Below are 26305 nucleotides of genomic sequence, written 5' to 3'. Positions count from 1 at the left end.
TGCGATTTCCATGTACTGAGGTGCGCTATGGATTTAGAAAGGCCATCTAACGTCCCCTCTGCAACCGATGCCGAGCTAAAGAATTCTCGAACGCCAACCGTGGGTGGTGGGATGCCTGTCATTCAATACTGGGCAGAGCATACCCTATCGCCGGATGGTCCCCAAATTTGGAAAACGCTCCGCCACAGAAGTGCTTGCCTTTCTTGTGCGTGGGGCACCGGGGGCCAAAAGGGCGGCTTTGCAAACGAAGAGGGGGAAACGCTCCAGCGCTGTGCCAAAAGCGTAGAGGCGATCGCCGCCGAACTCAAACCCGCGATCGCTCCCGAAATCTTTGCCCGACGCAGAATTACCGAGCTTCAGCAACTGACTTCTCAAGAAGCCGATCGGTTGGGGCGGCTCAGCTTTCCGATGATTCTGAGGGCGGGGAGCCAGCATTACGAGCGCATTTCCTGGGAGGAAGTGTTTGCGATCGCCGAATCCGCTTTCCGCAAACCCGCCGAGCGCGTGGCATCTTATAGTTCCGGGAGATCGTCTAACGAAGCAGCGTATCTATTGCAGCTGATGATGCGGGCCTTAGGATCGAATAACTTAGCGGACTGTTCCGACTTGTGCCACGTCCCCTCCACGACAGGATTGAAGCAAATGTTCGGTTCCGGCACTTCGATGGTGAGCCTGGCGGATCTCAAGCAATCGGACTGCGTGGTATTGCTGGGGTCTAACGCGCCTGCCAACCAACCGCGACTGATGAACGAGCTGATTAAACTGCGCGATCGTGGCGGTAAAGTCATTATCGTCAATCCCTTAGTGGAAGTCGGACTGGTCAAATTCGCCTCACCTGCGTTTGTAAAATCGCTGCTGGTCGGTTCCGATATTGCATCGCTGTACCTTCAGCCCATCCCAGGGAGCGATGCGGCGCTGATGGTGGGCATTCAAAAATCTTTGCTCGAACAGGGATTGAGCCAGCCTAAATACCTCCAAAACCATACTGAAGGCTGGGAAGCGGTTGTAGAATACGCCGCTGCGACTGACTGGGACGCGATTACCCAAACTTGCGGCATATCGCGCTCAGAAATTGAAGCAGCAGCGACAACGATCGGAACTTCACAGCGGGTTGTTTTTGCCTGGTCTATGGGTATTACCCAGCATGACAACGGCGTTGACAACGTATTTAGTATTGCCAATACGGCGCTTCTGACAGGGAATGCGGGCAAACCCGGAGCCGGAACGATGCCCGTGCGCGGGCACTCTAACGTGCAGGGGTTTGGGTCGATGGGCGTCACGATTCACCTCAAGGAAGAAATTCGCGCGGCTCTGGAAAAATTACTGGATCGTCCCCTCAGTCGCGTCCCTGGTTACAACACTCACGCCCTAATCGCGGCTGCCGATAGCGGCAAAATTGATACGCTGCTCTGCTTGGGCGGCAACCTGTACGCGGCCAATCCCGACTCGACCCAAGCTAAGCGAGCGCTAGGGAATGTTGAAACGATCGTTTACCTGGCAACCAAGCCCAATCTAGGTCATTTCCACGGGTTGGCTCGCCAAAATACCCTTGTCATTCCCGTATTTGCTCGTTTTGAGAATCCCCACAAAGTCACGACGGAATCGGGCAACAATTTTGTGCGGCTCAGCGACGAGGGCAGCACCCACCTCAAGGAGGCCGATCTGATTTCTGAGGTTGAGTTTTTGACGGAGCTGGCCCATCGGCTTCATGGCGAAGCTCCCGTGCGCTGGCGCGAGTTGCAAGACACGCGCTACGTCCGCCAGTTGATTGCCAAAACCATTCCAGGCTACGAAAAAATTGGGGAGATCGATCGCACGAAGCAAGAGTTCACCATTTCAAACCGAATTTTCCACGAGCCGACGTTTGCCACGCCCTCTGGTAAAGCCAATATGTTTGTCACGCCCCTGCCTTGCCTCTCGCTGCCTACCTTGGCAGAGTTTGAGGTTCCAGCCCAAGCCAAGGGCATTGTCTTAGCCCTCGGGACGGGACGCAGTTACTCCCAGCACAATACAGTGGTCTACCGCTCTGGCGATCGATATCGCGGGATGCCTCACCGAAATTGCATTTTGATGAATGCGGCAGATGCGCGGAAAGCTGGGCTATCGGAGCACCAGCGGGTCGCGGTTAGGGGCGATCGCGCTCAGTTGGACGACGTAGAAATTATCTACGGTCAAATTCGCGAGGGTGCGGCGCTGATGTTTTACCCAGAGGTAAACGCTATTTTCAAAGCACGCGTCGACGAGAAGTCAGGGATCCCAGCCTACAAGCGGGTGCCTGTAGCGGTTTATGCCCTAGGGCCTGTTTCGAAATGATTCAACTCTCGCGAATGAGGCGATCGATTTCACGGGCCACCTCAGGCGCATATTTGTCCCAGTAATGGGTGTGGGCACCTGGACCCAAGCAAAACTCGCGACGGGTTTGAGTTCGATCCACTGAAATGAAGTTTGGCGTATTACGAGCATCGACCCGAAACCACTGCTGTGCGGCGCGATCCGATCGCCAGATGTGACGTCCCACATAATCGCCGCTGCGAAAGCTATTGACCCACGCCCTGACGCCGAGCAAGGTTTCAGGACGGGGATTGACCTGCGGTCCGAGGTCCAAAATGGTTTCGGCAGAAGCGGGTTCTTGGATCGCCCAGCGATAGAGATGGGGAAAAGCATAGCTGTAGAGCTGGCGGAGCGGCGACCCCATGGTAAAAAGATAGATACGTTTAGATTCCGAAAGCCGTTTTAGTTCTGGATCGGGGTCGATCGCCAAAAACCGAAGCAGGTCAGCGCTGATAACACTACCTTGACTGTGGGCCACAACGATCAAAGCATCGTAGGGTTCTCCGTCCGGCGCAGTCTGACGGCACAGATAGCGCAGCAGCGACGTATAGCGGGCATAAATTCGAGCGCTAGGGTTATCGTCTCGGGGGTGAAGCCGCAGATAATTATCGACATCTAACACTGCATCGATCGCACCGCGCAGCCCTAAGGAAAGCTGATTTAAACGCCCACCAAAGGCAATGAGGCTGGTGGCAGAAGCGGTCAAAAACGCAGCCACCCAAGTTAACAGCGTCTCGGTCGAACCAGCGATTGGCTTCAACCATGGCAGTAGCATGACTAAAACGGAGGTTTTTTGTCCGCTCAGCAAGAAAATTCCATCGATCGTTCCGGCAAAAAATAAAAAGGGAATAACCCAAGAAATAATCCAATCTCCTGGCCCTAGAATAAGCCTAAATCCGTTGTTAAGCCAGTTTCCCAACCCTTGGGAAAACAAGTTATCGGGGTCTTTTGTTTCGGGGGGAAAGATTTCTGTCAAAATGGCAGGCACCAAAACCCAGAGAAATAAAATTAGAGCTAAGACTGTTGCAAGAATGACGATTGAGGCCAATCCCGAACCTGAGAAAACCGTGAGGTCGTGGGCAAAATCAAAGGGTTTAAAGACAGGCTGAATGGCTCTAAAAAACCAAAGCGGTTTGTAAAAGGCTTCATCGGGTACAAAGGATTTCGACAGACGGGCCAAGGCCGTCCACAGCGACAGCGTTAAGAAAGAAAATAAAAGTGCGGGGAATGCGAGGGCAAAGCGCGCCGTCCAAGCGGCACGCCTTGCCAAGGTTCTCGCGCTGTCGCCGTTTTGGGCAATACTGGCGATCGCCAATCCAGCAATCGCCAGGGTAGAAAAGTACAGCAGCAAAAAGACCATCCAACCGCCCATCAGCAGCAGATAAATGACCTCGATCGCGCGCAGACTGGCAAACGTAATACCCAGATGGGAGTTTGCAGCCGTACAGATCAGCCCAAAGGTCGCTAGCCCCAACGGAATTCCAATAGCGATCGCGAAAACATCTGCCCCTGGTCGATGGCGGCTGTAGGGCTTGACTAACGCATACCAAATGACCGCGCCAAGCAGCACCGCCCATTCTATGGCCAGCCATCGGTATGAACCAAATGCAAAGCCAGTGTCAAACTTACCCGTGACAAGACCTTCAATGCTTAAGGCAGCAGCAATCCCGCTAAAAAATGGCAGGAGGAGCCAGGGCCAGAACGCTGTTTTATTGGAGTGCAGCAGCCTGTGGCCTACGCAGACCGTCAGCAATATTCCGGTACTGACGGTCGCGACCGAGCCAGCATAGGGTTCTGGAATATTGCCTGGAAGGCTCAAGAGCGCGACGACCAGGAGGCACAAGTTCAAAATGGGGAGAAACAAAGACAGGATCCGAGCGGCTAATGCTTCGGTAGCGCCGTACCAAGCCCAAATGTTGAGCCAATTGCCAAACGCGGGATGCTTTTGAACCTCTTGGTGTTCGGCTCGAAGCAAGTCGACGGATTGGCGTCCCAAGCTGCCTAGGTGAAACAAGAGCTGATAGAGTTCCCCAAAAATGCGAACGAAACCAGAACCCAGCCGGGAGAGATCGGCCCAGTACATTTCGTAAATATGCACTTGGGTTGGGGACTTTTCTGGAGATGTCTGGTGGGCGTCGATCCTGTAACCTTCCAAGCAAATGCTGTCATAGACTGACTTTTTTTGATATTCATCAATTTGGTCGCGAATAAAGAGATAGTCTGGCTGAGTTAAAGGATCCTTTCGATCGGCAGGCTTGCCCGTCAAAAGCCGGCGCATAAAAGGTCCGCGTTCGTCAGCGGAGTCCCACAGACGGTAGAAAACTTCCGCCCATTTTCGAGGCAAAACCCCATCTAAAAATTTGGATATCGGATGATTCCAGCCCTCGACCATCTCAATATTGACCTGTTGTTGCGCTTCAACGCGAGCGACCTTCACCCGGATAAACTGTTCGCTGAAGGGGGCATAGGTCGATTGGGCCGGATCGGCCTGGGTTAGCAGTAGATCGGCGATCGCCCGTGCCGACTCATAGGGTTTTTGGTCGGAGATGCCGTGAACGGCAATCACCGCAACTTTCTTAGTGCGATCGCCCTTAACGAAACCTTCCTCAGCCATCATGTCGTTTTGTATCCTTGGGAATCAATCCCAACCCGTTTGCAGTCTTAAATCTCGATGCACCTTATGCGTGCGTACAAACTTGCTCGAATCTTATCCCGAGACTTAGAGTGCGTCTGCGTTTCTGCACAAAAATTCTTGAAAAACACTAGAATCAATTCAATGCTGGGTCGATAGCGCTCAGTTCTATCGGTTTTGCTAGACAGAACTCATCTAAGTCCTCTAGAGAGCGTTTTTCTAGCTCGCAAACGAAGGTTACTGAAATTAACCAGAGATTTCTGGGAAAAATAGAGTTTAGAAGCTCAGCGAAATATCTATCTATTTAGATTGTCTTGAAGCAAAACACCATGAAAACCCTCACTCCCGTTCTTGGCCTCGGTCTTTTTCTGGTTTCCGGTCTCGTCATGCCTTTAAGCGCTCAGAGTAAACCCCTATTCGAGTCTTCTCCCACACCGGAGCGATCCCTTCCCAATACTTCAACGCCATCGCCCAGAAGAATGGCTGTTTATCGCGACTGCCTCGATGCCCATGCCAACGCGAACGATGCAGACTTCAAGCAGGTCAACAAATTTTGCGCTTGCGTTGCCGACCAAAGCATTCAGGGCAGCACTGGAACCTTGAGCGATTGCGCGACGGCCAGTAAGGGCAACGACACGATGGGGGTCATTGGAGAAGTTGCACCGTCAGTCATCACGGGCGTTATGGAAGGTCTGTCGAGCCGTTCCTCTAGAAATAGCGGCATCCTGGGGGGCGGTGGACTCCTGGGCGGCGGGTTATTGGGCGGCCTAGGCGATCTCTTGGGCGGCGGTGGCGGCTTCAGTATCCGAGATCTTTTAAAGAATCGACTCTAACTTTACTCCAGTGGTTCGAGAGGGTGTAGTCTTTCTCCTTAGGGGCGATCTAGACTGCATCCTCTTTTTTAACCATTTTTATCTCAGGCATTATGGGTTCGCAATCAACCGCAAAAACGATCTTTCTCCTCAGCGCAATGGTGGGGTGGATGGCGATCGGGGCAGCGTTAATTTATTTGTTTCCGGCGATCGCCCATCTTACCCTGCACTCCAATCGCACCCAGGTTTGGATGGAAACCCTCAGCCGAAGCAACTACAGACCCGATCTTGCAATAGGTGCGGGCATTATTCTGCTGGTTCTTGAAATTGCAGCAAATTGGGTTTGGTATCGCCAGTTTGACGGGAAGGTTTGAGCCAGCCAACAGCGCTCGTTAAGGGAGGGGTAAAACCGTAACCGCACCGGAAGGTTGAAGGGCGATCGCCTCTCGTTGGCAGGCTGCTAGCGTCTGGCGTTCGGATGAGCCAATCTGGCTGATGGAGTGCAATCCAGGCAGAGAAATTTGAAGCGCGCCTTGCTCGGGCAAAGGCTGTCCCGCTGGCTCAAAGGGTTGAAGATGAACCTTTGTCGCGGCACGCTTTCCCGTGAAACAGGTGTACTCAGATTGCGGGTAATACATTGCGCCGACAATCCGATCGCCGGACTGCTGAAAAATGAGGTAGCCTTTACCCGGCTGACGGGCCGTATTGGTCTCGCCGTATAAGTAAATTCCGTCTTGCTGGATCGGAGGCTCGATCGTCGCGGTCTCTGCTCCAGCCGTGCCCGCCAGCAAGTTGATGCCAAGGCTAAGTCCCGCTAGCCCTGCATTGAAAAACAAAACTGCTTTTTTTCTACATCCAAAGCCGTTCACAGATTTCAATCCTCTCATCTAGGCTGTATATAGCATGCGCTAAAAGATAGAACGACTCAGTGACCCAGCCCGCCCCTAATCTGTGAGCTGCATCACAAAGGGATAGACAATCGATCTAGCAGTTATCTCAAAATTATTTAATGCTGGCGGGTTCTCGCTCGAAGCTTTGGGATAAAGGGACGAGTCGGCCTTCAGAGGTCAGGCCCAGGAGCATGGGTTCGTGGGGATGAATGATTTGACCGCTCAAGGCGCAATACTCGGTGGTCTGGGCGATCGCCGTCAAAGTAGCCCGAATTTGAGATGCGGCCAAGGAGCGCGGCGGAACCTGCTGTCGCTGTTGAACGTATTCCCAAAGGATTTCTCGAATCAGCGCCTGATACCCTTGATGCCCCGCAAGCTCTTTGAGGCAATCTTTCAACTCCTGCTCGAGGCGAATGCTCGTAACCTGCATCTCTGTAGTGGGTACCTGACGAACATTGACCACTGCGCGATCTCCTGTATTCTCTTGACAGATTGTACTACGATTGTAGTATATTGGAATAACTTTCGCGCAGTCAAAAGTACAGCGCAGTCAATGGATTAGTCGTGGCATTTCTAGGCCAAGCCAACGCTCTCTCCCGCGCGACAAACAGCTCGTCGTGCGAGCTGACGGTTTTTACTGCGGCTTTAGACGTATATTCATTTGATAATAGGAATGCTATTAAACCTTTAAGGCGGTGAGCCGCATGGTTTTTATGAATCGATCGATTCAAGAGTGGTTTCCCTGACAAAGCTTTAAGTTTGTCGGGGGCAGTTCTGTTCTGACCGCCTGTCCCAATTGTTTTTGAACGCAGAGAAGAAAAATGAAATTTTCCAGGATTTTTTATGCTGAAACTTACGTATACCTCGACGGGCGTCACATTAGAGCGCTCAGTTGAATCCTTTGAGGCGACCATTCGCCGACGCGTACTGCTAGGACTTCGGATCGGCGAACCCGTGGGGTTAGAACCCACGTCGGTATCGCTACTGGTAGACGATTCTTTACCCGCACTGAAGGGACTGATGGGGGCGGTAGCTGCGCACCAAGAGTCCGCCCAAACCCCCACCAACGTACTAGAGTTAATCCAGAAAGGGGCCGCTCAGGTAGAAATGCGGCTGCAAGGGTACTGGCTGGCTCAGCAAAAGAATCCGGGAGAAGGGATTTTCTTTATGAACGCAGACCCGGTCTTAGAAGGATATTTGGTGAACATTTGGCAGGCTAGCCATCAGGATGCGTCCTGCTGCTCTTAGAAAAGTCCGAAGCGTTTTGAATCCATAGCACCTGCGACTGAAGGTGGGTTTGGTTTGTCTAAAATGGCAATCCCTCGTTTGCGCTGGCCGCGAGTTATTTTGCCTTGTCATCAAAACTGCAAAAGCAGATTGAACGCAACTGAAATTGAAAAATGTGCGGTTGAATTTGTATGCCTTACGAACAGTTATCGTTATCGACGCCCAAACCTGTTTTATCTTGGGCCAATCACCCGTTAGGGAATGAAGAAACTAAAATGGCTCGTAACGTGGCCTCGCTGCCCTTTGTCTACAAGCATGTAGCGCTGATGCCAGACGTTCACTTGGGCAAAGGTGCCTTGGTGGGTTCGGTGCTGGCGACGCACGATGCTATTATCCCTGCAGCGGTTGGGGTGGATGTCGGCTGCGGGATGGGTGCCATGCAGATGCCGTTTGGGGCAGACCAACTGGACGGAAGACTCAAAAAAATCCGTCAGGACATTGAAGCCATGATTCCAGTGGGCTTTAACGACAATAAAGAGGTGGAAAAGGCGGTTTATAACTGGCAAGGTTGGAACCACTTTAAGGAGCTCCATAGGGGCGTGCAGCATTTAGAGACCAAAGCGCTCAAGCAAATGGGTTCTCTGGGGGGTGGCAATCACTTTATCGAGCTGTGCGTGGATACGCAAAACCAAGTTTGGCTGATGCTGCACTCTGGCTCTCGCAATATTGGCAATATGCTCGCCCAAAACCACATTAAGACGGCCCGCGAGCTGGCGCGGTTGGCCCGCACCCAACTTCCCGATCCCGACCTAGCCTACTTTGTAGCAGGAACGTCTGAGTTTGCAGACTACTGGCGCGATTTGCAATGGGCGCAAGACTACGCTCGGTTCAACCGTCAAGTGATGATGGATCGGTTTAAGCAAATTGTGGAAAAGCATGTGGCGGGCGGTAAGCCCACAAAGCCGCTGTTGGTGGTGAACTGCCACCACAACTACGCCGAAAAAGAGATGCACTACGACCGAGAGGTTTACGTTACCCGAAAGGGTGCGGTGCGGGCGCGGACGGAAGACTACGGCATTATCCCAGGTTCGATGGGGGCAAAGTCCTACATTGTCAAGGGCAAGGGAAATGCGGAAAGCTACTGTTCTTGCAGCCACGGCGCGGGGCGCTTGATGTCTCGCAGCGCGGCCAAGCGGCAGTTTGATGTGGATGACGTCATACGCCAAACCGATGGGATTGAGTGCCGCAAGGATGCTGGCGTGATTGATGAAATTCCGGCAGCCTATAAGCCCATTGAAACCGTGATGCAAAACCAGGCTGACTTGGTGGAAATTGTGGCGACCCTGAGGCAGTTGGTTTGCGTAAAAGGATAAAGAGACCTAAAAAAACCTAGAGAGCGGCAGTCAAGCAATTGCAGAGGCTGCCTCTCTTCCCGTTGGTGGACGGCAAGTTTCCTCTCGAGCTAGGGCGACACGGGAATTAGAGCTGAATTATACTAGCCTAAGTATGCGTTTCATCGTGTAGGCAGCAGCAGCGGCATGGGTTTTTGGAAAAATCTGTTTAATAGCAACGGTGGCGCGGCGATCGCCACGGCAGACCCCGCAATGGGAGTATCCGCTCAAGTGATTGGGGAAGCCGCCAACCCCAGAGCAAAGCCCGGCATTGAGTCTCGAATTACGTTCCGCAAAGACCGCAATATCGATCTTTACGAACTCGAAGAGTTATGCGATGCGGTGGGGTGGTCTCGACGTCCCTTGCGCAAGGTCAAAAAGGCGATCGAGCACAGCTTTTTAGTGGTGACCATGTGGGAAGTGCGCGGCAACTATCGCCGAATGGTGGGTTTTTCCCGTGCAACCTCCGACCATGCCTTTAACGCCACCATCTGGGATGTGGTGATTCATCCTGATTTCCAGAACCGAGGCTTGGGGAAGGCGCTCATGAAAAATATCGTGCGAGAGCTGCGCCGCGAGGATATTAGCAACATTACCCTTTTTGCCGACCCGCAGGTGGTGAATTTTTATCGAGGCTTAGGCTTTAAGCCGGATCCAGAGGGCATCAAGGGCATGTTTTGGTACCCGAATTCTCGCTACTGAAGGGGTTTGGAATCCGTTCTAGAGAAAACGCTAGCCTAGGGTTCCTGGGTGGGCTATAGTAGATAAGCGTTCGGTACTGAAAGCAACGGGATGTAGCGCAGCTTGGTAGCGCGCCTGCTTTGGGAGCAGGATGTCGCAGGTTCGAATCCTGTCATCCCGATTTAAATTAGAGCTTCCTTTAAGCCTGTCCTGGGCGGCTTTTTCTAGCTAAATCAAAGCTTTCGACGGTTTTCGCCGCTCTGATTTTTACGCTCTAGTTGGGTCAAGGTGCGGATAGTTCTGCCGAGTTTGTCGATTCTGTCCAAAAGCTGCTGCGAGGTTGGTGTAAGCTGAGCAGCCAAGTAATTAGGGCTTGCTGAAAAAGTCATTTCAGACTGAGATTGGCAACGCGATCGCCAATTCAGACATAGCTGGATATGAATGCTCAGTAATGGACACAAAGGACATCGATTCTCCCATCGTCAGCTGAGCGGCTTCGTCACGCTCCATCCCGCCATGAAGGACTTGCAGACACAGATCGAAAAGCCAAAAAAGCAAGGCTAAGAGCCCAGCGAGCCAACGCTCCAAATTGAGCACGAGAAACGTAATCGCAATGGCACTTTGAGCCGTGTGGGCCAATTTCGCCATCACCCGTGCCAGAGAAAAGCGTCGCTTGGCCTGACCAAACTTACCTTCAATCCAGACCCGGACTTTCTCATCTTGACGCGCCTGTCGCTTGAGTTGAGCCTGCACCGATGGGTCTTGCTTCGGCCTGCCCAAAGGCGGGCCACTCAATCGGATACCACGCGCCTTACACCAACTGCGATTGGCGCGAGTGCGATAAATCTGGTCGGCATGAACCGACTCGGGATAGCAGCCAAACCGAGCCCGATAAGCTTCCACCTGGTCTTGGAGATGGGTCGACTCATTGAAATTGTCCCAACTGAGCCGGTCTAGAAACACACAGCCGTTGATACAACTGACCGATAGCTTTGCACCAAACTCCACGGGCACGCCTGCTTTGCCACGCACAATGGGCCTCACATGGGGCTGGGCGATGCTCACAATCCGGTCATCGATGCGACGGATGTTGGCGTCAAACATGGCTCGTTGTTGCCTGACGACTTCAGTGATGACCAACAGCAGGCGATACTGACGCCGACTCAGTTGTGCCAAGGATGCCCCAGCTGTTATGAGGATATCAATATGCTTGAGATTGCGACCCAGATAGTTGAGTTGCTGACGAATCCCTTTTCTCCTGAGTTGACGGCTGGGTTTTCGTTGCTTCGAGATGGATAGATACGCTTTGCGCGCGAGCTTTCGGTAGGTGCGAGGCTTGGTCTTAAATTGGTCGCTCACTTGGACGTAGAGGGCATCTAGGATGGCTTCGCTCTGCTCTCTAGCCTCATTCAATAAGCTCAAGTCGCTCGGGTAGCGAATATCCGCAGGGGCACAGGTCGCATCTAAGATGAGCTGCCCTTGATTGGGGGAGGGTGGCTCATCGTCATCACGGTCTGATTCAGATGCTGCTTCACTCGATACCGCCATCTGTGATTCAGTAGCTTCTGCCACTCCTTGCATCTTCTGCACGACGGCTTCGTTGACCTGACCCACTAGCTCCAGACTCAGGCGTTTGCGAAAGTGAACCAACAGGGATGAGTCAAATGGCGCTTCATCCCGATACTCGCTAAATCCCAAGAAGTACTGCAAGTATGGGTTCTCGCGGATCTGCTCCACGGTCTCTTCATCGCTGGTGCCGAGCTTCTCTTTGATGATGAGGGTTCCCAATGCGACTCGAAACGGTTTGGCTGGTGCGCCCATCGTGGCACTAAACTGGTCGGCATAACTCGCTTCTACTGTTTCCCACGGGATGAGTTTAGCCAGCTTTACCCAGCGATTGTCACGGGACAATTTGCCGCCGAAGGGCAGGTAGAAGTTCTCAAAGGACAGTTGGCCTGGGGGTGAAGTCCGATACATGCCGACTCAAGTGCAAGGGGTTTGACTATTTTTCGCCTTTTTTCTTGCACTTTTCAACCCCCTTGTTCGGATTGGAGTTTAGACTAAACAGGAAGTACGTTCACGAGAAAGTAACTCGAAAGCATTCAGCATTCGAGACCGAGAATCAAAGGGAAGAAGTTTAAGGTTTAGGCTGCTGTATCAGCCGTTTCCTTGGGCTTGGCAAACCTTTTTTTGACCGTTGGACAGAAAGGACGACGGCTCCTAGGTTTACCTGTAGGCCAACCAAGAGACTTTCCACGAGGTTTCGGGTCAGAGGCAGGAGAGCCAATCCTAGCTAAAAGTGAAGCAAATGAATTTGCAATGCGTCCTGGGGTCAATTTGGTCATGGGTTTGTGCCAGGGCAAAGGGGAATCTTCCACGACCTCACGAGCGAGCCATAATTGCCAAGTGAGCAACGGCATTAGGTCAGACCAAGTTTCCATCTGTTTTGGGGTAGACAGTTGAGGCACCGTCCAATGGAACCGTTGTCGAACAAATCGATACCAATGCTCAATGGCAAAGCGACGCAGGTACTTTTGCCAGATTTGACCCAGCACAGCCTTCTGTTGTCCCATCCAAATCAGCCACAACGGTTTTGAGTCAGGGGCATCAAGTCGTTGAACCAGAATCAGGTCAAAGGGAGCGTCGGCAGCTTGTCTTAAATGAAGTGCTTCCCATCGACGCACTTTCACTCGTCCCAATTTGGGGTCGTGGGTCGTCATCTCTTCTTGAGCGACTGTCCAAGTATCGGGCGCTTGGAGGCTAAATTTTGGGCCATGTCGATGGGGTCTGCCCTTCCCCTGATAGGGCTGTGGGGCATGATAGAGCACTCGATTCGGTCGTAACCTCAGCAGCTTGTCGCAGGGGATGTCTGCGGTCTGTTTGAGAAAGGGGGCACACCCATACTCTCCATCTCCTAAGAACAGGACATGTCCTGGAATTTGAGCGCAGACTTGGCGTAACTGAGTTGCGGCTTTGCCAAGGGGGGTATCAAAGCTGGTGATCCGTTCATGGCGCAGGGGTAAAGCCCAACTGCCTTGCTCCTGGGGTATCCAGGCGATCGTGCTATACCCCTGACCGACGGCAACGGGTTTGCCTCCAGACAGCACCGATGGTTGGTGTTCATAGGTACGGTCTTGGAGCGTTTTTGCATAGGGCCGTGACCACGCCGTATGGTCTCCTGCCAGAACCACCACTTCTGATGTAGGGATGTGCCGCACACATTCTTTCATCAAGGCTTGACGCGAGGGCCGACCATCTTGGAGCGCTTCATAGATGCTCGGCCATTCTCGACGAAAGACGGGACTTAATGACAGCTCTACGAAGGATGCAACGCTCCGGGTTGTCAACACTGCGTCCATCAAATCGAACAGCGCATCCCTCCCGTTTCCCAATAACAGATAGGTGCGATGGCGAAATATCTCAAGATTCTGCAAACTGGTCATGATGAAGCCGATATGTTTTCCAACTTTCAGCTTCTATCATCGAGTGGTCAGTCTTCTTCGGCTGACCGCTTTTCCTTCCTGTTTAGTCTAAAGTCCAATTCGGACAGATGAACTGTAATCCCTACGTTCTATACTTTTTCAGCAAGCCCTAATTAATCAGCTTTTTTCTTCAATCACGGGCTTTCTGCTGTTCTTCATATTCGCCAAACTGCTGAATCAGCTTAGCGACCAACCCCGTCCATCCGGTTTGATGGCTCGCTCCAATGCCCGCACCGTTATCGCCGTGGAAGTATTCGTAGAACAAAATCAAATTCTGCCAGTGCGGATCGTGTTGGAAGAGATGGGTTCCTCCGTACAGCGGCCTTTGGCCCATCGAATCCTTTGCGAAAATTTGAATGAGGCGTTGAGAGAGTTCGGATGCCACTTCCCAAAGCGTCATCATTTGCCCCGATCCAGTTGGGCATTCCACTTTGAACTCATCTCCCAAATAGTGGTGAAATTTTTGCAGTGACTCGATGAGCAAGAAATTGACCGGAAACCACACTGGGCCGCGCCAATTGGAATTGCCGCCAAACAAGCCGCTGCTCGACTCGGCAGGCTCGTAATTCACTCGAAATTGAGTGCCATTCACGTCGAAAACATACGGGTACTCGTCGTGGAGTTTGGATAGGGCACGGATGCCGTAGGGACTCAAGAATTCGGTTTCATCCAACATTTTTTGCAGAATGCGTCGGAGTTTGGTTTGGGAGGCGATCGCCAACAGCCGTCTTGCGCCAATTCCCGGCGTTTCCATGCAGGCGATACTATGGACCAGATTCGGTCGATTTTGAATAAACCACTCCAGTCGTTCCTTAAAGGCAGGGAGACGATTCAACAGCTCAGGTTCAATGCTTGTGACTGCAAATAATGGAATCAATCCCACCATAGAGCGAACCTTGAGGCGTTGGGATTGACCGTTGGGCAGCTCCAGCACATCGTAGAAAAAACCATCTTCTTCATCCCAAAGTTCGTCTCGATCCATCCCAATCCGACTCATTGCTGCCGAAATATAGATAAAGTGTTCGAAGAATTTGGTGGCAATATCTTCGTATACGGGATTTTCGAGGGCTAGCTCTAGAGCAATCGTCAGCATATTGAGGGCATACATCGCCATCCAACTCGTGCCATCGGACTGCTCTAGGTGTCCACCTGTCGGTAGAGGAGCGCTGCGATCGAAGACGCCAATGTTATCTAAACCCAAAAAGCCGCCTTCAAAGACATTGTTACCGTGAATATCTTTGCGGTTCACCCACCAGGTAAAGTTCAGCAGCAATTTTTGAAAGACGCGCTCTAGGAACTGGCGATCGCCTTTTCCATTCATCTTCTGCTCGATCTTGTAGACTCGCCAAGTGGCCCAGGCATGGACGGGCGGATTCACGTCCCCGAAGGCCCATTCGTAGGCTGGGAGCTGACCGTTGGGATGCATGTACCATTCCCGCGTGATCGCATCCAGTTGCGCTTTGGCAAAGCCTGGATCCAACAAGGCTAGGGGAATCGTATGAAAGGCGAGATCCCAAGCCGCAAACCAGGGGTATTCCCACTTGTCCGGCATAGAAAGAATTTCAGCGGCATCGAAGTGAACCCACTGGGCATTTCGCCCGCGTTTGCGTTCTGGTGGCGGTGGCGGAACGGCGGGATCGCCTTCTAACCAATTTTCAATGCTGTAGGCGTAATACTGTTTGCTCCAGAGCATTCCGGCAAAGGCTTGGCGCTGAATGTTTCGCAGATCGTCGCTCATGGCAAAAGGGGCGAGCTGTTGATAAAATTCGTTCGCTTCTCGAACGCGCGTTTGCCAAGTGCCCTCAAATTCGCTGCCAAAAGCTGGCGCTAGGTCTGATTGGTTGCTGAGTCTGAGGCGGATGGTTCGGGTTTCATGGGGCGCTAGGTTCAATACGTAATCGGCGGAGCATTTTGTTCCCACTTGCTTAGGATTGACGCGATCGAGCTGCCCCTTCACGACAGCATCGTTAATCCCGTCTTTGACGTAGGGGGTAGGGTTCTCAATCCCAAACAGGCGGTGTTGATTGGTTTCATTTTCAGTGAAATGGACTGGAAGGCGATCGCTATTCCCTTGGCAATACAGCCAACGCTGCCCCAAGCTGGGATGCGAAGCTTCGATGATGGCTGCCTCAGTATCGGATTGGCATAACTTCAGGCTGGGTTTTTCGGTATTTTTGTCCCAAGACCAAGTGTTGCGAAACCAGAGGGTGGGTAACAAGTGCAGCGTTTTTGCTTCTGGCCCTCGATTCGTCACCGTAATTTGAATCAGGATGTCTTCTGGCGAATGCTTCGCGTATTCAACCAACACGTCAAAGTAGCGATTTTCATTAAAAATCCCAGTGTCAAGTAGCTCAAATTCAGGGTCTTGCCGACTGCGGCGCTGATTTTCTGCGACGAGCTGGTCGTAGGGATAGGCTTGATGGGGATATTTATAGAGTGCTTTTAGGTAAGAGTGAGTTGGGGTGCTGTCGAGGTAAAAGTAGTATTCTTTTACATCTTCGCCGTGATTGCCTTCATTACCCGTTAACCCAAAGAGTCGTTCTTTCAAAATCGGGTCTTCGCCATTCCAAAGGGCGATCGCAAAACATAGCAGTTGCCGATCGTCAGAAATTCCAGCGATGCCATCTTCCCCCCAACGGTAAGCACAGGAACGCGCGCGATCGTGGGGTAAGAAGTCCCAAGCGCTGCCGGAGGGGCTATAGTCTTCGCGGACAGTGCCCCATTGGCGATCGCTCAGGTAGGGACCCCATTTCTTCCAGGGCATCGTCTGGGTGTGCGATTCTTCTAACCTTAATGCTTCAGCCGTTTTAGGTTTCATGATGGGTTGCTCTCTTGGGTTGCCTATCGGTGCAAAGCTGAGTTAAATGAACGTACGATTGGAAGTATCGATTACTTTCCTGTAGTCATTCTGAGGCAAAAATTAGAGCTGGATAAATACCGCTAAATTTTGGCTCAGCCAAGACTCATACTTGTCTCATCTTGCTGGCAACTGTACGGTGACGGTTGTCCCCACCGCCGCTGAAGATTCAATCCTTAATTCCCCGCCGTGGGCTTCCACAATCCGCTTTACGATCGCCAATCCCAACCCAGTCCCGCTCGATTTTGTCGTGACAAAAGGTTTAGTGAGCTTAGGCAATACATCTGCCGGAATCGGCGCACCGCCATTCTGTACTTGGAGACAGACTCGATGGGCCTCTTCCGTGTGAAGGGAAATATTAATCTCGTCTGCTTCCTCCACCGCTTCAAAGGCATTTGTAACCAAATTAATGACCACCTGCTTGAGCTTGTCTGGATCCGCCAGAATCTGAATAGGTGAGGGAGTTCCCGTAAATCTAAGATGTTTCCCAGCCGCCGCTGGCATTTCACGGAGAGTACCCAGCATCTCAGTCACAAAATGATTCAACTCTAATTTCGACTGTGCTAAATTCTGGGGCTTCGCGTACAGCAAAATTTGATTCAGAAGTCGCTGAAGTCGTTCGCCCTCATCTAAGGCAAGCGATCGATAGGTTTGGTATTGTGCGGGTAGCTCAAGTCGCTTGAAAGCATTGAGTCCCAATAGTAAAGTGGTGAGCGGATTGCGGATTTCATGGACAATCATCGAAGCGAGTTCGCCAATTTCTGCCAGACGCTCTAGGGCTTTGGTGGCCTCCTTGAGCAGGGTGATATCGGTTGTGACCGCTAGCAGGCAAGGTTCATCTTCTAGCTGAATGACCTCTGCCGACATTAGCCCCAAAAACACTTCCCCTGACTTTTTGCGAAATTCAATTTCTAAATTGGCAACCCTTCCATCCTCCTGAATACTGCGCTTCATTGCTTCCCGCGCTTCAGGATCGACCCAAATTTTAAGCTCAACCGCGCTAGACCCCAGCATTTCAGCATGACTGTAGCCCAACATTTGCAGACAGCTCTCGTTCACCTCAATATAGCGGCCCTCTTTGAGCGTGCTGATGGTAATGGCGCTGGGTGATGAACTAAAGGCTTTAGAGAACTTCTCCTGAGAAATCCGCAGGGCTTCTTCCGCCTGCTGGCGCTCAATCTCCGCTGCCGCCCGTGCCGCAAAAATCTCTAGGATGGCCGTGTGTCGCGGTTCGTCACCAAACACTTTGTCGTCTAATACGGCCAGGTGCCCCAGCAGATCGCCTCCCGAACTCAGCAGTGGGATGCCAGCATAACTTTCTGCTTCCATTTCAACCAGCTCTTTTTCCAAAGGAAACAAAGCCTGGACGCCTTCGGGAAAGTACTGACAGCCTTGACCGCTAAAAACCTGCTCGCAGGGGGTGCCGTAGAGGTCATACTCTGTATTTTCGCCAAACTCATTGCCCTGCCAAAACGCATAGGTACAGACACGGGTGGGGGGAGCGTCGATGCATCCGCTCACCAAAGCATAGCGGACGTTCAGCGCTGTCGAGAGCGATCGCACCAGGGAGCGAAAAAATTCCTCTCCAGTCACGGAGGCGGTGCCCTCCACAATAAGGCGCAGGGTTTGCTCGGAGCGCTGGCGTTCTGCTACTTCTGCCTGAAGCTGCTGTAAAATGCGTCCCCGCTCGATGGCATAGCGAATCACCCGCGTCAAGATGCCCGCCGTTATTTCGCCTTTAACAAGACAGTCCTGGGCACCTTGACTTAATGCCTGGAGCGAAACCTGCCGATCCTCCATGCCAGTGAGAACAATAATGGGCAAATTTGGAGCAGCTTCCCGCACCCGAACAAGCGTATCTAATCCCTGAGAATCAGGAAGAGATAGGTCTAGCAGTGCCACATCAAACTGAGTCTGACTCAAGAGTTTTAGCGCTGTGCTGAGTCTTTGGGCGCAGGTTATTTGCCACAATGGGTCGTCTGCTTTTTGCAGCATCTCCATGATGAAACAAGCATCAGCCTCGTTATCTTCCAGAAGCAGGAGCGCAAGAGGGGCAGTCATGGAGTTATTTTATGATTGGAATCGCAAAAGAACGTAGTGAAGATGAAATTATTAACGATTGAGTCGGGTGTAAATCCTTAGGAGCAATTCTTCGATTGAGAATGGCTTGAACAATAAATGGTCTTTGATTTCACTGTCAAATTGATTGAAGCTTTGGCAGACTTCATCTCGATCCATTGCGCTCAGCCAAATGACGGGCATTCGCTGGGCGATCGCCTGAACCTGACGCTGGGTTTCTAGCCCTGAGAATTTTAGGCGTTGTAAGTCAAAGATTGCTAAGGAGAAGGGTTTCAGCGACAACCGCGTTAAGTCTGGAAACTCGCTCAGCCATTCGGTCACTTGGTAGCCTGCCTGTTTTAGCTCTAACGCGATGAACTTTGCCAGCTTGGATTCGGGCTCAATTAAAAGTATATGGGCTGTCATGGGGTCTCATTTGCGCTCGTTTGAAATTTTTAACACGATAATTCTTGACTAGACATAGCGTAAGTCAGCGCTCTGAGGTTGCCCTGAACACTTCCTTAACCTGACATAAGAGGTGCTGAATCTCTATGGACAAGGCGATCGCTTTAGTCGCAAAATTCAGCGACAACAATCCCATTAAGCGTTTGAGCATAGCCACTCAGTCTTCTCAGAAAACGCTAACTCTAGATTCAGTAATATTCTTGCTCGCGCACAGAATCCCATCATTTGGCCTTCAGACTCCGCCCCTAAAGTGAAATTATCGAAAAAGGAGCAATACACCATGTTAAACACCAAAGTTTTTACCAATGCAGTTTTTGCTACCGTTACGGTTCTTAGCCTAGGCGTTACTGGTCACGCCGCTTCTGCTCAGCCTATGCTTGTCATTCGTGGCCCCCACGGTGCTACCTCAATTGTCGATGAAGTTCCCCTCGGTGCAACCGTTCTCCCTACAGCACCCAGCCACGATGCCCCTAAATTAGTTACCCGTGGCCCTGGCGGTGCCGCTCACATCGTCAGTGAGTCTACTGAGACAAAGCCAATGGCAAAAGCCCATTCCTTTCCAAAGTTGGTTACGGTTGGTAGCCACGGTGCGGCTCAAATTGCTGATTAGCGAGCGAAACCACGTTTTGGCTAGAGATGAGTGAGTTTAACAGTGGTCTAACCGTTAGTAGATGGCTTCCGGTTAGACCCATTTTTTGTGTCTCCGCTTCCAGGTTGTTATTGTCGCTAGGCTATTTTCTACCAATCGCATCATGTGCCCATCTGGCTCTAACTAACAGAACTTAGACTGCATCATACGCATCATCTTCGGATTTGAATGAGTAGGGTAAGGCTACCAGGTATTTATTCTTCTATCGGAAATAGCGATCGCAAGTCCTGATAACCGCTAACAACCCGGACAATTTCAATGCAGAGATCGGTTACGGCATAGAAAATGACATAGTCATCTAGTGGAATACCCCGTAAGCTCGACCCTAGTTCAGGGTAGCTTCTCCCCATCATGGGAAACATCGCCAAATACCGACATTTTTGTTCAAATTTAATGGCAAATTTATCGCCTGCTTCTACATTTTTGGCCAAAAAGTAATCGAGAATTTTTGCCAAATCTTTACTCGCTGTTGGCGCAATAATGCAGCGACGGTTCATAACGTTTGTTCGCGTGCATTCTGAACTTTGGTCTTCAGTTGCTCCATTACAACATCGAGTTCAATTCCTTCTCCTCGCTCCAGTTCCTGTAGGCCAACCTCAACTTTTTTCCGTGTCTCGTTGACCCACTGTTCGTACTGAACGCCATATTCTTCAAGTAAATTCAAGGCAGCTTGAATCACGTCTTCTGACTTTTGGTAATGTCTAGTTGATAATAGATTTTGAACTAATTTCTCTTGTTCGGAAGTTAATGTAATGCTCATGATGTTTTAGAGGATTTCCAGTCGTGAAATACACCAATGAATACCAGAGTGCAGACTTCATTAATATTATGCCAATTTGACCGCCCCCCTTGCAAGCCATCTTCGATCCAGCTTAAACTTCTGCGACAACCATCCTACAAAACCCTTTGAATACTACAAAAAATAGCGATCGCCTAGAACCAACAACGGCGACACAGACTATTGCAATGATGGACAGTGCGATCGCCAGATGTCCGATCGAAGGAAGCATCAAGTACTAGCTGTAGCCTAGTCGGCGAGAGCATCCCACTTTGGAATCTGGCGATTAAATAAGTCCTAGGGACAGGCTACGCCAACGCAGCTACAAGAACGATATCCGCCTAAGCCTAACAGCTGCTACGCAAGCGCGGACTAACAATACTCTGGATTTAACCTGCGGAGGCAGATTTTGTTCCTGTAGCCACGATTTCAATCGCTGGGCTACTTTTGCTCAACTAAATAGTCATAGACGACTGATTTGCTACCTTCCGAATCGGTTACTTTTCCACAATCCGCATCGGATGACCATCGGGATCTCTCACTAAAAAGCCTTTTTTGAAACCCAGTTTTTGCCCAGGAATGGCCACAACCTCTGGAGAAATAAATAAAACCTGATTGAGTCGTAATGTTTGAGCCGCCGCATCGGCATCCTTCACCACCAAGGTTATTTGCCAATGCAAGACATCATTAGATTTCGCATCGGGAGGCAAAGGTCTTCCATCTTTGGGCTGCAAATACTCCAAAAACTCAATGCCAGGGCCAATCGGTGCTCTCAATCCGCTGATGCGCAATCGTGCCCCTTGCACATTATTAAGATGCTCTTGCTCTGTGCCAAAGTTCATGCTTTCCCCAGCTAATTTCAGCCCCAGTACATCGCGGTAAAACTTTAAGCTGGCTGCGGTGTTAGAAACGACGATCGCAGTATGATCGATCCCCAAAAAGAGTTGATTGGCGGGTTTCTGCCATTTCGGATCGCCCTTACCAGATGGGAAATAAATTGTTTCCAGATAATGACCATCAGGATCGCGGAAGTAGAACGCCCGAATCCCGGCAGCGGCTTTATTTGAGGCGGGAATGGTTTGAGGAGCCGTAGAAGCATGTTGTACTTTGAAAGACCGCAAACGCTGATAAGCCTTATCCATATCGCTCGTTACAATCGCAATGTGCTGAAACCAGCGATCGTTGCTGCGCGAATCGATAGGGAAGGGTTTGCCCTTGGGCGTCAAGTACTCCGTGAGTTCGATCGACTCGCTGCCTAACTGCATCTTGACCACTCTCAAACGCACGCCGAAGAGTCCTTGGAGTTGCTCGTATTCAGTTCCTAACACTTCGACATCGGAGACTTTCTGGAAGGATAGAACCTGGGAGTAAAAGGCGATCGATTTATCCATATCGGCGACCGTCATTCCCACGGATTCAATCGCAGTGACCGCAGACTGAGTTTGCGCTTGAGCCAGAACTGAGGTTTGATTGTGGAGCTGAAGGTGCTGCGGGTATGCTGGATTGTGAGTTACACCAACACTAACCCATGCGCCTACGGACAGCACGAGGCTGGCTAGTCTTCGGGCTAATCGCTGTTTCATAGGGGTTTGGGGTTGACTGATTAAAGCTTTACTTGAATTTGACTTTTCGACATTCTCTGGAATTTTACAATTTGCGATCTACGCTGAAGCTTGTAGCAATTGTTTTGACGCATCAATCGCAGACTGTAAAAAAGATTTAACTTGCTTGACTTGAGCTTCACCCGAATCCTGCGTCAGTCGAGAGGCAGGCAAAACGCCGCCCAACCATCCTTGGGTATGCCAGAACCCATCGCCATCCAGTAACGGTAAATTCTCTGGGGCAGGATAAGGATAGGGAGATACATACCAGTACGGCTCCGCATAATTGGTATCTCCAGGAGAAAGCCCCACGCCTATGGTGCTTGGCTCGCCTTTCTTTTGGATGGGCATGAAAATCAAAGTTGCCATGTCGAAGTGGTGCGGCCAAATATGGATGGGAGAGACGTCTTCAATATCCGCTACAATTTTCTGCAAGACAAGCTGGGTGTTGGCGTAATAACGTGAAAGTTCCTGTCGTTCAGCTTCTGCTTTGCCGACATTAAAGGGAGTACCGTGGGCGATCGCATGATCGGGAAAATCCTCTGGATAGGACAACAATTCAATCTTGCTGGCATCGCCACCCAATTGAGAAACCTCACCCTTTAGCCAAGCTATTCCCTCCGCGAGTGTTTTTTGATGCAGCGGAAATACTGAAATCGTTTCGCCGTGTTTGTCGAGCAAAATTGAGGTGAGCGAGATCGGATCCAGTGCAACCCGAAACGGTCTGGCAGTCACCATGGGTGCGCCGATGAACACATTTAAATCAGAATTCCAATGAAGACTGGTATGGCTGAAGTCTGGCAACGGTTCAGCCAGAGCCGAACCCGTTGCAGCAATAAACTGAATTCCATAGTGCAATTGCAGTCTAGCTTCAGTAAAATCTTTGGTATTGATTGTGTCTAAAATTTGCCAAGTGGTATTCATTACAATATTTATGGTTAAGGATTTTTTGGTGTTGATGAGCGGATTGCAGAAGCAAGAGTACGCGGATATCTGAGCTTATGTCATCCGCTCGATGAGGCGATCGCCGACGCGCAACGCATTGGCAATAATGGTCAATGTGGGATTCACGGCTCCACTGGAGCAGAAGAAGCTACCATCCACCACATAGAGGTTATCGATATCGTGGGTGCGGCAGTTTAGGTCTAAGACTGATGTGGTTGGATCTTCGCCAAAACGACAGGTACCGACCTGATGCCCTACCCCATCCAGCGGTAATCTGCCCGTATAGGTTTTACCAGCGCCCACAAAGTAGGAACAATTGGGCATAATGTCCTGCCCGCATTCGATAGACTTGAGAATTTCAATCCAACGTTGTTCGAGGCGATCGTAGGGTTCGGAATTATTTTCGGTGTAATCGACAATAATTTTGTCGCCATCAATGCGAATCTGGTTATTCGGGTCGGGCAGATCCTCCACCGTCAACCACCAGTCAATCGAATGGCTGGCGACTTCTTCAGGGGTAAGCGGCGAGTAAGCTTCGGCATTGCCTTCTAAGGCTTCCTTGCTTACCTTCCCGAGGGTTTGGATTTGGCCGAGGGGATAGTCGTAACCCTCCTCCCCCCAATAAAAATCGTTGATAGATAGGGTTTTCTGAAAGGATGTCGGATTTGGCTTTTTGCTCACACCAATGATAGAACCCAACACATGCTTCATAAAATTGCGCCCCACCAAGCCGGAACTGTTCGCTAGACCATTGGGATGTTTCTCGTTAGCGGATTTGAGCAGCAGTACAGAGGAGTTGACGGCCCCGCAGGCGATCGCCACGATATCCCCAGAAAAGGCCTGAATCTCAGCCCGTCCCGACTCAGGATTGCGGATTTCAACTTCCACGCTGGAGATTTCTCGCCCTGAAGGATTGGTGTGAAGCTTTAGTACCTTGGCCTCGGTCAGTAGCGTCACATTGTTTTGCCCCATAATGGGGCGCACAGCACTGACCTCAGCATCGGATTTGGCTCGAACTAGGCAAGGAAAACCGTCGCAGGTATTGCAACGAATACATTCGCTCAAGTACTGTTGGGCTTCGTTGAGGCGAATACCGACGGGGGTGTGATAGGGGTTCAGCCCTTTAGATTTGAGAATATCTGAAACTTCCTGAATGCGAGGTTCATGGCTCACGGCGGGATAGGCATATTCCTCGCTGCGGAACGGTTCAGTCGGATCTTCTCCGCCCTTGCCATGGACCTGATAGAGCTTTTCAGCTTGGATGTAATAGGGTTCAAAATCTTTATACTTCAAGGGCCATGCTGGGGAGATGCCATCTTTATGTGGGTAAGCTTCAAAATCTTTCTCCCGCAGGCGAAACAGCGCTGCACCATAGACCTTAGTATTGCCGCCAACACAGTAGCTCATGCCGGGGTGCAGCTCGCTACCGTTTTTGTCATACCAAACTTCAGGATTATGGTAGCGATCGCTATTAAACACAACCTTAGTGTTCCAATTATCTTTTTCTCTCGGCAAGAACGACCCACGTTCCAAAATTAAAATCTTTTTACCCCTTTGCGCTATGCTATAGGCGAGGGTACCGCCGCCAGCCCCTGTACCGATAATGATGAGATCGTAATGGTTAGCTGCCATAGAATTGCTCCAACCGCTTCGGGATTAGCTATCTACCAACAATCTATTTGCCAAAGCTGGGTCAGGCATGATGAATGCCTGAAAAAAGTCTAGAAAAACTCTGATACCTTGCTGAGAAAATATTGACAATATCGAAGGTTAAGCAATTTGAGTGAAATTTTCTATATTCAGATTCCTTTAAATCCCATCTGAGTTTCAACTGCTTGTAGGACGGAAGTAGAGATCGTGTTACTTAACCGTCCTTGAGTAAGGTTCCGGCGCTGAATGCCAACTTGCCCCAGAAAAATGCCCAACACAATAACGCTACCGCCAATATACTGAGCCTGTGTTGGCGCTTCCCCCAAGATAAAATAGGACGCCAAGATAGCGGCGATTGGCGTAAACGAGGCGATCGAGGCAGCAATTGAAAGGTTAGAAGACCGTAACCCCGTCAGCCAGAAAGACTGACCCACCACCACAATCACGGCACCGTACAACAGCATCCACTGCCACAAAAACGGCGAAAGCACGCCCATAAAGTGATCTCGTCCGTAGAGAATCAGCGCTAAGCAAAAGAAAATGACTGTCCCTAAAGCAGTACGAACGATGCTAAAAAGACCTAAAGAGACACGCTTAAGTCGTTCCCTGCCAACGATCGCTGAGACAGATAAGGCAACCGCCCCCACTGCGGCAAGTAGTTCCCCCACTCCAATCCCAAAATGACCCATTGTCATCATGGCTGCAGTGGGCGGCTGAAGGACGATCGTTAGGGTTACGCCGATGAAGGCTGCGATCGCCCCCATCACCTCCCAAACATTCACCCGTTCCCGCAACAGCCAGACCGATAGCGCCAGCGTCAGCGGCGGTTCTAGCCGCCCAACCAACACAACGTTGTTGACTGCCGTTTGCGAAAGCGCCTGAAAAATCAAGCCAGGGGCAAGTGCACCCGACAAAAAAGCCACGAGGAGCAAGCCTGTCCATTCTTTGCGCGATAGTCGTCCTAAGGTCGATCGATCGAGTTGTCGCCAGTGGATCGTCACCAATACGAATAGGGCACAAAGATTGCCAACAAATAAAACATTGCATAGCGAAATGGGATTGCTCCCACCCATGAAGTGCTGCGCGCCAATTTCTGTGAGCCGCCGCGTCACGGCGCTTGATGCCCCAAAAATTGTGACAGCAGCCCAGAGAAAGGCTTGCCCTGGAATCTTGCGGAAGAACGAATGGGGTTGTTTGAGTTGAGTCACCATAGCGCAGTCCGAAGTAAAGAATACAGTCCCTCTGTCTTAGCGTAGGATTCCAAGTCAGGCTTTAGAGCAGAATTCACGGAGAGAACCCTAAGCTAGACAAAATTTAACTACACCACACTTTTCTGAGAACCAGATAAGTTAGGACTGAGCTTCCTAACGCCATAAATTAAGACAACTCCTGGTTTAACTTCAGATGCACTTCAGCACCTCACAGCAGTATGTGAACAGTCGCTACCTTCGGAGAACAAAACATGAAATTTACTTCTGCCTTAACTACTGTTGCTTTACTCGGTTTAGTAACGGTCTGGGATGTACCCCTCAAGGCCATTAACCCTTCTCTAGTTCAGGCATCTGCTCAACAAGTCAAAATTGCCGCTAGTGAGACCAGTCAACAAAAAATCGCTCAGCTTACCGCAATCAAGGGTAAGCCAGGCAGTGCAGATTTAGCACGCAAGCTATATGTTAAGGATTTAACTCCCATCGGAATTCAGCCCGGTGGCGCAGGCATGGTGGTTAACCTGTATAGCAAAAAGGACAACACCACCATTTCTCTGTGCACCACTTTCGATGTCATTGTTGCGGTCAAGCAAGGCAAAATCACCAAGTTTGCTGCCGCTGAAGTGAAGTAATCGCAGCTTCCAAGCA

The 26305-nt window shown here is 50.8% G+C and carries 22 protein-coding genes and 1 tRNA gene; 9 read left to right on the top strand and 14 right to left on the bottom strand.

Going from position 1 to position 26305, the window contains the following annotated elements:
* Positions 1-27: 27 nt before the first annotated feature.
* Complete coding sequence (locus tag R6H26_RS02840; RefSeq protein ID WP_404788145.1) at positions 28-2313, top strand: FdhF/YdeP family oxidoreductase; 2286 nt, start codon at positions 28-30, stop codon at positions 2311-2313.
* A 1-nt stretch (position 2314) separates the two neighbouring features.
* Here R6H26_RS02840 and R6H26_RS02835 read toward each other — a convergent pair whose 3' ends face one another.
* Positions 2315-4948, bottom strand: a complete 2634-nt coding sequence (locus R6H26_RS02835; RefSeq protein ID WP_404788143.1) for a hypothetical protein — start codon at positions 4946-4948, stop codon at positions 2315-2317.
* Positions 4949-5292: 344 nt separating this feature from the next.
* Here R6H26_RS02835 and R6H26_RS02830 point away from each other — a divergent pair, with 344 nt between their 5' ends.
* Together R6H26_RS02830 and R6H26_RS02825 are read left to right on the top strand one after the other, a co-directional pair.
* Positions 5293-5796, top strand: a complete 504-nt coding sequence (locus R6H26_RS02830; RefSeq protein ID WP_404788141.1) for a hypothetical protein — start codon at positions 5293-5295, stop codon at positions 5794-5796.
* Between the two features lie 92 nt (positions 5797-5888).
* Positions 5889-6149, top strand: coding sequence for a hypothetical protein (locus tag R6H26_RS02825; RefSeq protein ID WP_404788139.1), 261 nt, complete (start codon positions 5889-5891; stop codon positions 6147-6149).
* Positions 6150-6167: 18 nt separating this feature from the next.
* Here the strand turns inward: R6H26_RS02825 and R6H26_RS02820 are convergent, their stop codons facing one another.
* Both R6H26_RS02820 and R6H26_RS02815 read right to left on the bottom strand, forming a co-directional pair.
* On the bottom strand, positions 6168-6644 hold the full coding sequence (locus R6H26_RS02820) for a hypothetical protein (protein WP_404788137.1): 477 nt from the start codon (positions 6642-6644) through the stop codon (positions 6168-6170).
* 133 nt (positions 6645-6777) lie between these two features.
* Positions 6778-7128: a hypothetical protein gene (locus R6H26_RS02815; protein WP_404788136.1), complete on the bottom strand. Its 351-nt coding sequence runs from the start codon at positions 7126-7128 to the stop codon at positions 6778-6780.
* Positions 7129-7508: 380 nt separating this feature from the next.
* On the opposite strand from R6H26_RS02815, the gene R6H26_RS02810 reads away from it, so the two are divergent.
* The 4 genes from R6H26_RS02810 to R6H26_RS02795 all read left to right on the top strand — a co-directional run bounded on the left by R6H26_RS02810 (position 7509) and on the right by R6H26_RS02795 (position 10145).
* The gene (locus R6H26_RS02810) at positions 7509-7913 is read left to right on the top strand and encodes an alr0857 family protein (protein WP_404788134.1); all 405 of its coding nucleotides are present in this window, start codon (positions 7509-7511) and stop codon (positions 7911-7913) included.
* A 254-nt stretch (positions 7914-8167) separates the two neighbouring features.
* Positions 8168-9265 (top strand): RtcB family protein, encoded by a 1098-nt coding sequence (locus R6H26_RS02805; protein WP_404788133.1) that lies wholly within the window; start codon positions 8168-8170, stop codon positions 9263-9265.
* A 231-nt stretch (positions 9266-9496) separates the two neighbouring features.
* Positions 9497-9985, top strand: a complete 489-nt coding sequence (locus R6H26_RS02800) for a GNAT family N-acetyltransferase (RefSeq protein ID WP_404791186.1) — start codon at positions 9497-9499, stop codon at positions 9983-9985.
* An 86-nt stretch (positions 9986-10071) separates the two neighbouring features.
* Positions 10072-10145: transfer RNA gene (locus R6H26_RS02795), tRNA-Pro, on the top strand.
* A gap of 209 nt (positions 10146-10354) precedes the next feature.
* Here the strand turns inward: R6H26_RS02795 and R6H26_RS02790 are convergent.
* The 5 genes from R6H26_RS02790 to R6H26_RS02770 form a co-directional block, all read right to left on the bottom strand.
* A complete protein-coding gene (locus R6H26_RS02790) occupies positions 10355-11941 on the bottom strand; it encodes an IS5 family transposase (RefSeq protein WP_404783413.1) in 1587 nt (528 codons plus the stop codon).
* 167 nt (positions 11942-12108) lie between these two features.
* Entirely contained in the window at positions 12109-13407 is a 1299-nt protein-coding gene (locus tag R6H26_RS02785) for an NF041680 family putative transposase (protein ID WP_404788131.1), read from the bottom strand.
* Between the two features lie 169 nt (positions 13408-13576).
* The gene (locus tag R6H26_RS02780) at positions 13577-16264 is read right to left on the bottom strand and encodes an MGH1-like glycoside hydrolase domain-containing protein (RefSeq protein WP_404788129.1); all 2688 of its coding nucleotides are present in this window, start codon (positions 16262-16264) and stop codon (positions 13577-13579) included.
* A 156-nt stretch (positions 16265-16420) separates the two neighbouring features.
* A complete protein-coding gene (locus R6H26_RS02775) occupies positions 16421-18364 on the bottom strand; it encodes an ATP-binding protein (RefSeq protein ID WP_404788127.1) in 1944 nt (647 codons plus the stop codon).
* A 51-nt stretch (positions 18365-18415) separates the two neighbouring features.
* Positions 18416-18787 (bottom strand): response regulator transcription factor, encoded by a 372-nt coding sequence (locus R6H26_RS02770; protein ID WP_404788125.1) that lies wholly within the window; start codon positions 18785-18787, stop codon positions 18416-18418.
* Between the two features lie 319 nt (positions 18788-19106).
* Here R6H26_RS02770 and R6H26_RS02765 point away from each other — a divergent pair, with 319 nt between their 5' ends.
* A complete protein-coding gene (locus R6H26_RS02765) occupies positions 19107-19436 on the top strand; it encodes a hypothetical protein (RefSeq protein WP_404788124.1) in 330 nt (109 codons plus the stop codon).
* Between the two features lie 233 nt (positions 19437-19669).
* Here the strand turns inward: R6H26_RS02765 and R6H26_RS02760 are convergent, their stop codons facing one another.
* The 6 genes from R6H26_RS02760 to R6H26_RS02735 all read right to left on the bottom strand — a co-directional run bounded on the left by R6H26_RS02760 (position 19670) and on the right by R6H26_RS02735 (position 25660).
* Positions 19670-19972: a type II toxin-antitoxin system RelE/ParE family toxin gene (locus R6H26_RS02760; protein WP_404788122.1), complete on the bottom strand. Its 303-nt coding sequence runs from the start codon at positions 19970-19972 to the stop codon at positions 19670-19672.
* The gene (locus tag R6H26_RS02755) at positions 19969-20235 is read right to left on the bottom strand and encodes a type II toxin-antitoxin system ParD family antitoxin (RefSeq protein WP_404788121.1); all 267 of its coding nucleotides are present in this window, start codon (positions 20233-20235) and stop codon (positions 19969-19971) included. The genes R6H26_RS02760 and R6H26_RS02755 overlap by 4 nt, the downstream gene beginning before the upstream one ends.
* A gap of 515 nt (positions 20236-20750) precedes the next feature.
* A complete protein-coding gene (locus R6H26_RS02750) occupies positions 20751-21836 on the bottom strand; it encodes a VOC family protein (protein ID WP_404788119.1) in 1086 nt (361 codons plus the stop codon).
* Positions 21837-21914: 78 nt separating this feature from the next.
* Positions 21915-22778: a hypothetical protein gene (locus R6H26_RS02745; RefSeq protein WP_404788117.1), complete on the bottom strand. Its 864-nt coding sequence runs from the start codon at positions 22776-22778 to the stop codon at positions 21915-21917.
* Positions 22779-22853: 75 nt separating this feature from the next.
* On the bottom strand, positions 22854-24431 hold the full coding sequence (locus tag R6H26_RS02740) for a GMC oxidoreductase (RefSeq protein WP_404788115.1): 1578 nt from the start codon (positions 24429-24431) through the stop codon (positions 22854-22856).
* 167 nt (positions 24432-24598) lie between these two features.
* Entirely contained in the window at positions 24599-25660 is a 1062-nt protein-coding gene (locus R6H26_RS02735) for a DMT family transporter (protein WP_404788113.1), read from the bottom strand.
* 251 nt (positions 25661-25911) lie between these two features.
* Between R6H26_RS02735 and R6H26_RS02730 the strand changes: the two genes are divergently transcribed.
* A complete protein-coding gene (locus R6H26_RS02730; protein WP_404788111.1) occupies positions 25912-26289 on the top strand; it encodes a hypothetical protein in 378 nt (125 codons plus the stop codon).
* Positions 26290-26305 lie beyond the last annotated feature (16 nt).

The sequence above is a fragment of the Altericista sp. CCNU0014 genome (genome assembly GCF_044923475.1).
GTDB lineage: Bacteria > Cyanobacteriota > Cyanobacteriia > Thermosynechococcales > Thermosynechococcaceae > JAAURS01.
This window is presented reverse-complemented; position numbering and strand designations above follow the sequence as displayed.

What these genes read in the sequence shown, in the direction of transcription:
- R6H26_RS02835 (WP_404788143.1), bottom strand. Translation starts at nt 4,948, where the DNA reads ATGATGGCTGAGGAAGGTTTCGTTAAGGGCGATCGCACTAAGAAAGTT.
- R6H26_RS02830 (WP_404788141.1), top strand. Translation starts at nt 5,293, where the DNA reads ATGAAAACCCTCACTCCCGTTCTTGGCCTCGGTCTTTTTCTGGTTTCC.
- R6H26_RS02765 (WP_404788124.1), top strand. Translation starts at nt 19,107, where the DNA reads ATGTTAAACACCAAAGTTTTTACCAATGCAGTTTTTGCTACCGTTACG.
- R6H26_RS02800 (WP_404791186.1), top strand. Translation starts at nt 9,497, where the DNA reads ATGGGAGTATCCGCTCAAGTGATTGGGGAAGCCGCCAACCCCAGAGCA.
- R6H26_RS02780 (WP_404788129.1), bottom strand. Translation starts at nt 16,264, where the DNA reads ATGAAACCTAAAACGGCTGAAGCATTAAGGTTAGAAGAATCGCACACC.
- R6H26_RS02730 (WP_404788111.1), top strand. Translation starts at nt 25,912, where the DNA reads ATGAAATTTACTTCTGCCTTAACTACTGTTGCTTTACTCGGTTTAGTA.
- R6H26_RS02840 (WP_404788145.1), top strand. Translation starts at nt 28, where the DNA reads ATGGATTTAGAAAGGCCATCTAACGTCCCCTCTGCAACCGATGCCGAG.
- R6H26_RS02760 (WP_404788122.1), bottom strand. Translation starts at nt 19,972, where the DNA reads ATGAACCGTCGCTGCATTATTGCGCCAACAGCGAGTAAAGATTTGGCA.
- R6H26_RS02735 (WP_404788113.1), bottom strand. Translation starts at nt 25,660, where the DNA reads ATGGTGACTCAACTCAAACAACCCCATTCGTTCTTCCGCAAGATTCCA.
- R6H26_RS02790 (WP_404783413.1), bottom strand. Translation starts at nt 11,941, where the DNA reads ATGTATCGGACTTCACCCCCAGGCCAACTGTCCTTTGAGAACTTCTAC.
- R6H26_RS02810 (WP_404788134.1), top strand. Translation starts at nt 7,509, where the DNA reads ATGCTGAAACTTACGTATACCTCGACGGGCGTCACATTAGAGCGCTCA.
- R6H26_RS02805 (WP_404788133.1), top strand. Translation starts at nt 8,168, where the DNA reads ATGGCTCGTAACGTGGCCTCGCTGCCCTTTGTCTACAAGCATGTAGCG.
- R6H26_RS02775 (WP_404788127.1), bottom strand. Translation starts at nt 18,364, where the DNA reads ATGACTGCCCCTCTTGCGCTCCTGCTTCTGGAAGATAACGAGGCTGAT.
- R6H26_RS02750 (WP_404788119.1), bottom strand. Translation starts at nt 21,836, where the DNA reads ATGAAACAGCGATTAGCCCGAAGACTAGCCAGCCTCGTGCTGTCCGTA.
- R6H26_RS02755 (WP_404788121.1), bottom strand. Translation starts at nt 20,235, where the DNA reads ATGAGCATTACATTAACTTCCGAACAAGAGAAATTAGTTCAAAATCTA.
- R6H26_RS02770 (WP_404788125.1), bottom strand. Translation starts at nt 18,787, where the DNA reads ATGACAGCCCATATACTTTTAATTGAGCCCGAATCCAAGCTGGCAAAG.
- R6H26_RS02740 (WP_404788115.1), bottom strand. Translation starts at nt 24,431, where the DNA reads ATGGCAGCTAACCATTACGATCTCATCATTATCGGTACAGGGGCTGGC.
- R6H26_RS02745 (WP_404788117.1), bottom strand. Translation starts at nt 22,778, where the DNA reads ATGAATACCACTTGGCAAATTTTAGACACAATCAATACCAAAGATTTT.
- R6H26_RS02785 (WP_404788131.1), bottom strand. Translation starts at nt 13,407, where the DNA reads ATGACCAGTTTGCAGAATCTTGAGATATTTCGCCATCGCACCTATCTG.
- R6H26_RS02825 (WP_404788139.1), top strand. Translation starts at nt 5,889, where the DNA reads ATGGGTTCGCAATCAACCGCAAAAACGATCTTTCTCCTCAGCGCAATG.